The 9,827-nt window shown below is 43.3% G+C and carries 9 protein-coding genes; 1 reads left to right on the top strand and 8 read right to left on the bottom strand.

What is annotated here, in order from left to right:
• Positions 1–95: 95 nt before the first annotated feature.
• Positions 96–362: an AbrB/MazE/SpoVT family DNA-binding domain-containing protein gene (locus OCT58_RS09425; RefSeq protein ID WP_267202587.1), complete on the bottom strand. Its 267-nt coding sequence runs from the start codon at positions 360–362 to the stop codon at positions 96–98.
• Positions 363–526: 164 nt separating this feature from the next.
• Between OCT58_RS09425 and OCT58_RS09420 the strand changes: the two genes are divergently transcribed.
• Positions 527–697, top strand: a complete 171-nt coding sequence (locus tag OCT58_RS09420) for a hypothetical protein (protein WP_267202586.1) — start codon at positions 527–529, stop codon at positions 695–697.
• Positions 698–984: 287 nt separating this feature from the next.
• Here the strand turns inward: OCT58_RS09420 and OCT58_RS09415 are convergent, their stop codons facing one another.
• The 7 genes from OCT58_RS09415 to OCT58_RS09385 form a co-directional block, all read right to left on the bottom strand.
• Positions 985–1,773 (bottom strand): VOC family protein, encoded by a 789-nt coding sequence (locus OCT58_RS09415; protein WP_267202585.1) that lies wholly within the window; start codon positions 1,771–1,773, stop codon positions 985–987.
• Positions 1,773–2,576 (bottom strand): pyrroline-5-carboxylate reductase family protein, encoded by an 804-nt coding sequence (locus tag OCT58_RS09410; RefSeq protein ID WP_267202584.1) that lies wholly within the window; start codon positions 2,574–2,576, stop codon positions 1,773–1,775. Before OCT58_RS09410 ends, OCT58_RS09415 begins: the two co-directional genes overlap by 1 nt.
• A gap of 88 nt (positions 2,577–2,664) precedes the next feature.
• Positions 2,665–3,912, bottom strand: a complete 1,248-nt coding sequence (locus OCT58_RS09405; RefSeq protein WP_267202583.1) for an AAA family ATPase — start codon at positions 3,910–3,912, stop codon at positions 2,665–2,667.
• 670 nt (positions 3,913–4,582) lie between these two features.
• Positions 4,583–5,818 carry a tyrosine-type recombinase/integrase gene (locus tag OCT58_RS09400; protein WP_267202582.1) on the bottom strand — a complete coding sequence of 412 codons (1,236 nt, stop codon included), beginning with the start codon at positions 5,816–5,818 and terminating at the stop codon, positions 4,583–4,585.
• 324 nt (positions 5,819–6,142) lie between these two features.
• Positions 6,143–6,670 carry a hypothetical protein gene (locus tag OCT58_RS09395; RefSeq protein WP_086118362.1) on the bottom strand — a complete coding sequence of 176 codons (528 nt, stop codon included), beginning with the start codon at positions 6,668–6,670 and terminating at the stop codon, positions 6,143–6,145.
• 18 nt (positions 6,671–6,688) lie between these two features.
• A complete protein-coding gene (locus OCT58_RS09390; RefSeq protein WP_072575183.1) occupies positions 6,689–7,024 on the bottom strand; it encodes a hypothetical protein in 336 nt (111 codons plus the stop codon).
• Positions 7,025–7,041: 17 nt separating this feature from the next.
• Positions 7,042–9,651 carry a hypothetical protein gene (locus OCT58_RS09385; protein ID WP_267202581.1) on the bottom strand — a complete coding sequence of 870 codons (2,610 nt, stop codon included), beginning with the start codon at positions 9,649–9,651 and terminating at the stop codon, positions 7,042–7,044.
• Positions 9,652–9,827: the final 176 nt, after the last annotated feature.

Raw genomic sequence — 9,827 nt, 5'->3', positions numbered from 1 at the left:
TTGATTCTCGACGCTTAGCTTTTAAAACACCTTGGTACCAAGGCTTATTTAAGTGCGTCAAAAATCTGGTCAAAACAAGTTTGTCAGTGATAATTTTATCTTGACTTATTACCACATGACTTTAAGAAGTCCAGAGCAGCTTGATCTTCATCCATACTCTTCTTCAAAATTTCAGAAAAATGATCATGAAATTTTGTTTCAGCGTCAGCGGCTTTGATAACTACACTCCCATCATGGAAATTAAAAACCACATTAACTCGATCATCCACTTTTAAACCAGCTGCATTCATAATGTCTCTACTTATCCGAACAGCACTGGAATTCCCTGATTTAAAAATCTTCGTTGATGATTCAATAGTCATTGGCAAAGTTCATTCCCTTCAACCTTGTGTATACATTTATCTTATAAAATATATACATTTTGTATTGCAAACAAAGTCTCCAAAAAATTTCGTAACATTTTGATTAATTTACGTCTTTAAACAGTAGGGACCCTCACGCCCAAATGCTTAAAGGAGACAATCATATGCGAAAATCACTCAAGAATATTGGCGCCGCTACCCGCGAAAGATTTGTTGGTGAATTTGCCCGCACCGGCTATAAACGCGCCTATCAGACCTTCAAGCCGACGATCTTGTTGACCAACATCCGCTTGCTTAACACCGGGGGAGCTGATCACCAACCATCTCTGGTTTAACTACGGCAAGCAGTTTCTTCGCCTGGGCGAACTGCGCCCCGGCGACCAGCTGGCCTTCAATGCCCGGGTCGGCACCTACTATAAGGGGTATTGCAATGCGAAGAGCAAGGACTACCGGCTTCAATACCCGACGAAGGTCGAATTGCTGACCGCACCACCAAAGCGGCCACCGATGCCACTCGATAACGCCCCATTGATTGGCTACATCATGAAGCAGAATAAGAGCTTTTACCTAGCGAACAATCGTCCCTATGACGAATGGTATATCGAACGTTACGAGCACTACTTTAGAACGCGTTTGGCGATGTCGCACGCAAGTCAAACTTGATTTCGCCGAGCTGGAGCTTTTCTGGGTGCTTAGCCCCGGCAAAGATCAGTTCAACCAACCGATTGTCCGCACCGGGAACAAAGACTAACTGCTTGCCGCTAATGTTGATGTAGTAATTCTGGCCCTGTTGCTGGGCCGTAGTTTGAAGCATCGCCGCGAGCTGACTTGCGGCCTTTTGCGGGTCGGTAACTTTAAAGATTCCCTGCTCAACATAGATTTCACCCGCCGAGTGGGAATGGATCAGGCCCTGTTTTTTCAAGGTTACTTTCCTGTCCGCATCATTTTCACCCCACTGGATAAAGAATGGGGACGGCAGCCCAGCGGCCAGCTTGTCGTTGACATAGAAGATTTGCCACTGAATTAACTTGCCGGTCGGATCAACGCGCTTGCCACCAGTGATTTCGCCAACGTCAATGCCCTGCGCGGCCAGCCGACGATGCGTTGCTTCGATATCGGTCGTGCGAATGGCAATGGTCGCAAAACGTTGGATGCCCGCAAAGTAATCGCGGACGGCATCGTAAATTCCAGAATTATTTTCGTACGGAAATGCGCGGGCCTGCGTGGGGTCGGCCACCGTGAGCAGCTCGATGTAGTTCAGGCCAAAGTAGTCCAGGGCGTTCTTGGTGCCCCAGTACTTGTGGTGACCGCCCGGCCGAAAATCGAATCCCTTTGAATTAAAGTAGTCGATTGCCCGTTGCAAATCTGTTACGTCAATCATCGTGTGATCCCAGTTGAGTTGTTCGGTCATTAGTTGTGCTCCCCCAATTTCTTAGTCTTCTTAACGGCCGCCAGCACGGCGTTTTCAATCCCAGCTGCAAAGGAACTCTTGTCCAATTCGTGCTGAGCCGTGATGCCGACGCCCCCGGCGGAATTATTGATGTCCAGCAACTCGGCCGGGTGCTTGCCGCTCTTCTCCACGAAGGTCGCCGCGGCTTTCAGGTTCTCCAGGGCCAGTTTATTGGCCTGCTCACGGGGCATTCCGGCGAGAACACCGGCATTGGTAAAACTAATCAGGAAATTGTAAATGTAGTTTGGCCCCGCGACCCCGTAGCCGGTGAAGACGTCCAGTAATGATTCGTCAACGTAATCAATCTTGCCGAAGCTCTTCAGGAAGGCCTCAACGGCGGGCTGGTTGGCATGATCATTTTTAACCACGCCACTGTAGCCCATCGCAATGTCGGTCAGCGTGTTGGGGATGATCCGCGTCACCGCAAATTGATCATCCGGGGAGGTCAGCTGCTTAACCGAAACCCCGGCGACGATCGAAATCACATCACCCTGGTAACGATGTTGAACCAAGCCGGCCATAATCCCGGCCCAGTCGTCTTGCGGACGAACGCCAAGAATGACGAGGTCCGCCGCCAGCACCATCGACCAGTCGATCTCCTGACTGGCTTTAATGTGATAACGATCCTTCAGGTAGGCCACCCGAGCGGCGGAAATGTCGTTCACGCCACTTTCGTCGGCCGTGATTACCCCGCTCTTCAAGGCAGCCCGCAGCATTGCTTCAACCATTTGGCCACCGCCGAATGAATAGATTTTAAGTGTCATCGTGATTGCTCCTTTCGTTCCCTCTTATCCTTACTAGTATCTTAGTTAATTTGCCATTTTGAGGCCAGTGAAAACACTTCTCCTCCTGTTACTTAATATGGATGCTCATGAAATGCTCAAAGTGATCCGGGAATTCGGTCGGAACAAACGGTCGCTGGTAGATATACCTGAACAGGGCCTGATACTGGGAGTAAAGTTTTTGCTCCGCCCGGTTCGGTGCCGGAACGTAGTAATGCTTGCCGACCAAATCTTTGGGCAGATATTCCTGGCGGGCAATCTTGTGCGGCAGGTCAAACATGTTCTGCATCTCCCCCGCCCCGCGTAATTTGCCCGCTCCCTGGTAGTGCGAGTCCTGCAGGTACTTTAGCATCGGATGATTCGTCGGGTGCTCGGCATCTTTTGCCGCTTGGTAGTAGGCCTGCATCGCCGAATCGGAACGTGGCGCTACCGCCAACAGGATGGTTGCCATCGCCACGTGGGTCGACGCACGCGGGAGGCCGATCTCCAGGGCGGTATTTGCCAAGGTGATCACCTGGGTGGCGCGCGCCGGATCAGCCAGGCCGACGTCTAGTGCGGCCGCATCCTTGAGCTGGCGAACAACCGATTCCAGGTCACCAGATTTCAGGATTACCGCCAAGTAGTAAAGCGCCGCATCCGCATCCGAGCCCTCGATTGAATCCTGAAAGGCAGACAGGTAATCGTAGTGCTTGGTGGCGTCCTTGTCAAAGGCGAAGTGCTGGTTGCGGGCAAACTCCTCGATCGCCTTCATTGACAATTCATTCGGGTGCATTGCATGAAGGGCGTCCAGGATATTCAGGGAAACGCGGACGTCCCCGTTGCCGCTGTTGGCAATCGCGTGGGCCTGCTCCGCCGTTAATGTGAAGCCCAGGTGTTCTTTGGCCGCCCGCGTCAGCACCGGTTCAATCTCGTTGGCGGAAATCGGATAAAATTCAAAGATCTGGCACCGGGAGCGAATCGCCGGCTGAATCGCCATGATCGGATTTTCGGTGGTCGTTCCCACCAGCAGGATGTGGCCATTCTCCAGGTAGGGAAGCAGGTAGTCCTGGATGGGCTTCGTCAGGCGATGAATTTCATCCAGCAAGAGGACGAAGCTTTCATCCGGGTGCCGGTCGACTAGCTTCTGCAGCTGGCTCTTATTTTGGATGGATGCGTTGAACTTTTTGAAGGGTAACTGGAGCGTTTTCGACATTACATAAGCGAGCGTCGTCTTGCCAGATCCAGGTGGCCCCCAGAGCAGCAGACTGACCGCCAGATGCTCCTTAATAATTTGATAGAGCGGGCGGCCCGGGGCCAGCAAATGTTCCTGCCCGACCATTTCTAACTATGCATTTTCTACTTACTTATAATAATCTTAGTGGGGAATAATTGCCAGCCAGAACTACTGCTGCATTGGAAGAAATTTTATTTACTCAACTGCTATAGTACAAAAAAGTGATAACTAAAACTTGAAAGCCAGGAATAACGAGCAATCGTCGTTATCCCTGGCTTTCTTATGCTTGCTATTTTTATTGTCTCAAGTCGGTGTTTCTCACTTTTTCTCACACCTACACACGCCGAAAAGCTTGATATAGCAGATACTACAGCATTTCCCTAAAATTCTAAAACAACATGCCTTGATGAGTGTGAGTAATCTGTGAGAAATCAAATGACCTAACAATCTCATCGACCTCAGCCGAATCAAACACACAAACACACACTTTTTAAAACCAAAACGTTGATATATCAACGATCAGAGCCCTTCCTAATTTCTTTCAAACACACAGTTTAATTTTTTCAATTTTGTGTGGTTAAAATTGTGTTCAAAGCGGCATGTGATCACATTCACATAGCGATTAAAAATAACATAAAAGTCCACAAATCAAGCTTTAACGGCTTTCTCTGTAGACTTCTAACCGGCTATAAACCTTTAATTATGCTGACTAGAGATTCAGAGGAATATCCCTCTCAGCCCGCATCATGACAGGTCTCATTTTCCCCAATGCCTGCTAGTGTGTCTGGCTAGACACAACCAATTCCAGCATCGATTTATTCTTATCTTTGTCAGGATGGACATACGTTCGCATGAACATTTCTAATGTATGTCCGAAACGAGATGCCGCCCACGGATAACTCATTTGAGGGTTATTCCCCAGCTTTGAAGCTACCGTATGTCGGCATGTATACATAGTAATGCCCAATCCATGACTATCAATTTTCAATTGTTTCGTAATGGATTTCAGCATATCGTTCATTGAACGTTGTGCAACAGGATAACCAGCAGTGCAACGAGCAAGATCACTCAGTGTTAAGAGAATAAAGTTATTCTGATTGCGAATTTTCTTTCTCTCCAAGTACTCTGATTGCTTATGATGATATTCATGTAGGAAACGAATAGTCTCTTCTGATAGCGGAAGAGTTCTGCGAGTATCACCCTGCATCCGGTCCTTCAACGTCATGTTCAGTTCATGAGTTCTCTCATTCCAAGAATCATGAATCTCAAAAACTCTAAAACCTTCTTCATCATAAAACTCATTCCATCGTAATGCTTGAACTTCTTGCGGTCGCATACCAGTATCGAGTGCAATCAAAATACCAAGACGACTCCCCCAAGTATTAAAAGGCTTATTATTCAAGTCGTGATAGATTTGATGCCTAATCTGGTAAATTTCATCGTCACTAAAGATGTACTTTTCGTCCGGTCGAGTCATATCGCTGCGGCGAAAGAATTCTGACAAAGCTCCTTTGGGTACCGGATTAATTTTCAGCCCATACCGCTCCATTTTTCCAAAGTAACACCGTAAGTTCTGAAGCTGACGATCTACTGTTGAATGCTTGGCGACTTTTGTTTTATGGTCCCGCACATAATTATGTGCGAATTTATTAATATCGGTCTCACGAATATCTCTTATTTTTTGACGTCCAAAATAATGTTTTACAAGTTTAGCAGTATATTGCCAGTCATAGGCTGTTGAATCAGCCCATTTACCAAGTTCTTGGCACTCATCAACATAATGTTGGAATTCATCAGCCAAGGGTTGATCCAGTTTGGTTTCCGCAACTAACTGTTGACCATGAAAATCGGCCCACATATCTAATTCCAACTTTTGGGCATCTTGATAATTTTTTGTCTTCGTCACCTGACTTTTTACGCTAATTACTTTACCAGTAAGTTTATCTTTCGGTTGAATTCTAACTCTATATAACCCAGCAAACTTACCGCTTTTGATTTTAGAAATTGCCATTTATACTACCTTCTTAAAAAAAGAAGGAACCTTTCGACCCCTTCATTCTATCATGTATTTAACTATTGAACTAGCCATTGTTGTACTTCATCAAGGACATAATATTTGCGACTATTTGGTCCTAATTGATGAAAAGGGCATGGATCGCCCCTTTGATTTCTTTGTTTTAACATTTTAAACAGTGTTGTGTTGCACACTCCTAAAGCATCAGCGAGTTGACGTGCGTTAATCAATTTAGTACCGTACATAAAAGTTTGCCTTCTTTCTTTTATTCGTTAGACATGACATAATATTGGTAAATCAGTTTTCAAATGAATTGATTATTCAGGACTTTGCATTGCTTTGGTCGGCTGCAGAGTTCTTTTTGTATACGTTGGTATCGCACCAATCGTCATATTGATCAACAATTTCTTGGTCATACATATTCAAATTAAGCAACTTATCGCGGTTCACTTCCATAACATATCCAACCCTTAAATATTCACTATAAGGTACTGGATAGCGTTGCTTGATAAGCGGCTTAACAATTCTGAACTTGCTAGGATTCATTAATTGCCCAAGCGATGAGTAACTTATTGCCCCACCAACATATCGGGCTTTAAATTCAATTACCTCACCGCTAATCAATTGGCCTAGACCAGCAATTGATTTGGTATAGCTGATTTTGGCATCATTTCCTGCAAATTCAAAAAGCCCCGTAGTTGGGGCCCGGCAATAAATATTGGAAAGCTTAATTATAGGCTTCCAAACATTATCTTGTTTAGTTTTTGACCATTCACTATCCAGACTATATTCTTGAATAGTTGCATGAAACACATATCGTTTATTCAAATTAGCTAAGCCAAAGTCCATTGTTAGGTTCATCTCCTTTTAATACACGTCACCAAAATCAATAAGTTTGCCAAGCATTTCTCCAATAGCATCAATTCGTTCTTCAGGTGACAAGCTATAGAAATAGTCATATTCATCCTTACTAATTTTGTAATCTGAACGGGCTGCTTCAATTGTTTCTTCTGTGATATATTCATTCGGTTTTCCATCCCATAGTTCACCATTTACTCCGTACAGATTATCGGCCTTAAAACAAAGCCGATATGCTTGAAGGGCAACATTCGGTTCTGGATTACGTAAGACATTCAAATATACATAGCTATGCTTCAAAACCTTTACGATACAAAGATTCAAATCTAATAAATTTTTATTCATAATTAGTTCCTCCATAATTAAATCAGTGATTCTTGGTGTAACAAAACATAATTAGGTAATACTTTTACGTGCTTCTTCTGAATACGCCGTACGGTTGCCCTAAATGACTGTAACTGCGGTAAGTCATGTTCTTCAGAACCGCGTATATAAGTCCACCCGTTCTCATTAAACTTTTGAGTAATTAAGTTATATGCCGCTTTAGTGTCTAAGTCATTACGAGCAACATAGAAAGCCCAATTACGATAAACTTCTGTTCCTTTGTGTAAGTAACTATCACCGTCCTTATCTTTTTTATCAATCTTCCAGAACTTCATTGGCTTATAACCATCTTGAAGCTCTGTAAAGAAATGTTGAAAGTACAGTGCATAATCGGTAGAGTACCACACGCCATACTTCAGGACATCACGACCTGGTTGCCATAACCGTGCGAATTCATCTTCTGAGTTGTATGGTCTAGTTTCCCAGTAAACAAATTTTCCAGTTTTATGGTATTTAGTCGGCACCTGAGCCATATCAAATGAGAAATATAAATCTGTTGGTTGATTCCATGAGGTTTGCAAATGTTGGAACTTTGCCTCGTGCCGCATCGCAGTAATTCCAGTTATTTGATGATTTACAACATTAATAGTTGAACGATTTTGGTCAAGGTAATCAGAAAAGACTTGTTCCGGTGTGATTTTCGATAATCCTACCATCGCACTCAATTGATTATCACGACTAAAGGTCAATCGTGTTCGTAAGTTGGCCGTCTCTTGACTAGTACCATCCTTCCTTTTGATGTACTTACCATCAAAGTAGTTATGCACCATATCGTGATATAAAGGGTTCTCTTTGGAAGTGATCTGGTCCATAGATTGAATAATCTCATTAATATTCAGTGGTTCTTTCGTCCAAGTCAAGCAGCCATCGGTAACGTTGTTAAGGAAGATGGTGCTAGGATCAACCTTCCAAATTGCCCGTTGCAATGTAATAATGTGCAAACGAGTAATTGCCGTGAATTGGATAGCTTTCAACGGATTAGTAATCCTACTAAACGGCACGTAATAAGGCCGACCATTGTTATAATCAGGACTAGTTTTCTTCTTTAGTCCCTCAGCTGTTACCCCGTAGCATTGATTAACAACGTTTTTATTCATTTTATCTTCGGGGCTTCCGTGAACACACTTTTCGCGGCGCTTTTGAAAGATATCCTGAATATGTCCTTCTTGACTGACACCATCAAGGGTTCCGGGCCGAATCTTAGCTTGCTTAACGAAACTCAAACGATGGGTAAAAACTTTAGCACCGCAAATCCAAGCCGTATAAGCGTCAGTATAGGGAAGGGTTACTTGGTGAATTTTCCGGAAATAACGGGGGCCACCAGCAACATTCTTTGGTGTAATCACAAAGCCCTTATAGTCTTTGGGATATTCAATATCAAAGATACCCACACCGACTGTATATGGTCCGTTCATTTTTTCGGTAGCTTTTACAATATCGCCAAATCGACTAATAGGGAGATTGTGAAACTCCTTAAATTTTGCGGAACCAAGCCCCGGCGCAATATCTGGTATTAAATGACCAGCTTCTGAGTAAGCCGAACTAATATCCCAATCACGCTTTTCGCCACCTTTGGGAATAATACCCGTATCCTGTACAAGGTTATATCCGCCGTTATATGCATTAACAGCGTCCAAAAACATCTGGTTTAGTGGGACATCAATTTTGTTAGTCATATCATGAACTAAATGTTTATGACTCTTGTCGTCACTAATATCCGTTCTAGGAAAACAATAACCTTTACGAATCTTATCGAAATCGAGATGTTCGCCCAACCAATCACGTAACTCTTGTGATGTTGGATTATCAGGCAACTCATCAAAATGATAGTCGCGAATTACTTTGCCTTTTACGGTTTTAACTTCAGGTTTACAAATAGCTCTTAAAAAGCTCTCAAAGTTTTTAGTGTAATCTTTCTGACGATCAAGTTGATTTAGCAATTTAATTACTTCATCGACAATCCAAGAAGTCCATTTAGTATTCTCACAACCGATAATGGCAGCAACGATACTACCTAAACTTGGTTTAAGTTGTAACGGCTTAAAATCGCCGAATCCATCTTGAACTAATTGCTTTTGAAACTCTAAGATAAAAGTGCCATATTTTGCGGTTACAACAACGTCTTCTAGAGAATAATCAATGAAATCAGTTTGACGGTTTTTCCACAAATCCGTCATATGCGATTTATAGTAGCCCTTAGGTAAACCATCTTCCTGGTCCCATTTTTCAGTATCAATCTTGGGAACACCAATCAGTTTACCTAGGCCTGCTAAATTCTCTTTACCAGGTGCCAACTTAGTCATGTCACGAATTACTAACTTATCATTCTTAGAAATCCTAACAGCATTTCGATTTTCATCTGAAACGTCAAGTTTTACAGATTGACTAGTAAAGACTGTATTACTATGAATAGCGACAATCTTACTAGTATCCTTCTTGCTTTTAGAATTTTCAGTTAGTATTTTTTCGTAATCCTTAAATACACTAAGATCAACACCACCCCAAAATGTCCAAAGCTCGAGAGTAAATTTCTTGAGTTTACGGACCTCTTTATAAACACCAATCTTTCGCAAATATGTTTTGAGCAATTTCATAACATTACTAAAACGAAAGACCGGATCAGTTGGATCACGTTTTATAAAAGGCAGATTGCAAGAAATAACTTGAACGAATTTAGTGACGCAGATTAAGCAAGAAGATCTCGATTGGTGTATGCCAGTTAAGACATTTAAGTGGTCGGGAATTCAGATACCAATTAATTTGA

Origin of the sequence: Limosilactobacillus kribbianus (assembly GCF_026413145.1) — a bacterium.
GTDB classification, from domain to species: Bacteria; Bacillota; Bacilli; order Lactobacillales; family Lactobacillaceae; genus Limosilactobacillus; species Limosilactobacillus kribbianus.
This window is presented reverse-complemented; position numbering and strand designations above follow the sequence as displayed.

Coding starts and splice junctions, on each gene's coding strand:
- OCT58_RS09425 (WP_267202587.1), bottom strand. CDS start 362: ATGACTATTGAATCATCAACGAAGATTTTTAAATCAGGGAATTCCAGT.
- OCT58_RS09390 (WP_072575183.1), bottom strand. CDS start 7,024: ATGAATAAAAATTTATTAGATTTGAATCTTTGTATCGTAAAGGTTTTG.
- OCT58_RS09415 (WP_267202585.1), bottom strand. CDS start 1,773: ATGACCGAACAACTCAACTGGGATCACACGATGATTGACGTAACAGAT.
- OCT58_RS09410 (WP_267202584.1), bottom strand. CDS start 2,576: ATGACACTTAAAATCTATTCATTCGGCGGTGGCCAAATGGTTGAAGCA.
- OCT58_RS09400 (WP_267202582.1), bottom strand. CDS start 5,818: ATGGCAATTTCTAAAATCAAAAGCGGTAAGTTTGCTGGGTTATATAGA.
- OCT58_RS09395 (WP_086118362.1), bottom strand. CDS start 6,670: ATGGACTTTGGCTTAGCTAATTTGAATAAACGATATGTGTTTCATGCA.
- OCT58_RS09420 (WP_267202586.1), top strand. CDS start 527: ATGCGAAAATCACTCAAGAATATTGGCGCCGCTACCCGCGAAAGATTT.
- OCT58_RS09405 (WP_267202583.1), bottom strand. CDS start 3,912: ATGGTCGGGCAGGAACATTTGCTGGCCCCGGGCCGCCCGCTCTATCAA.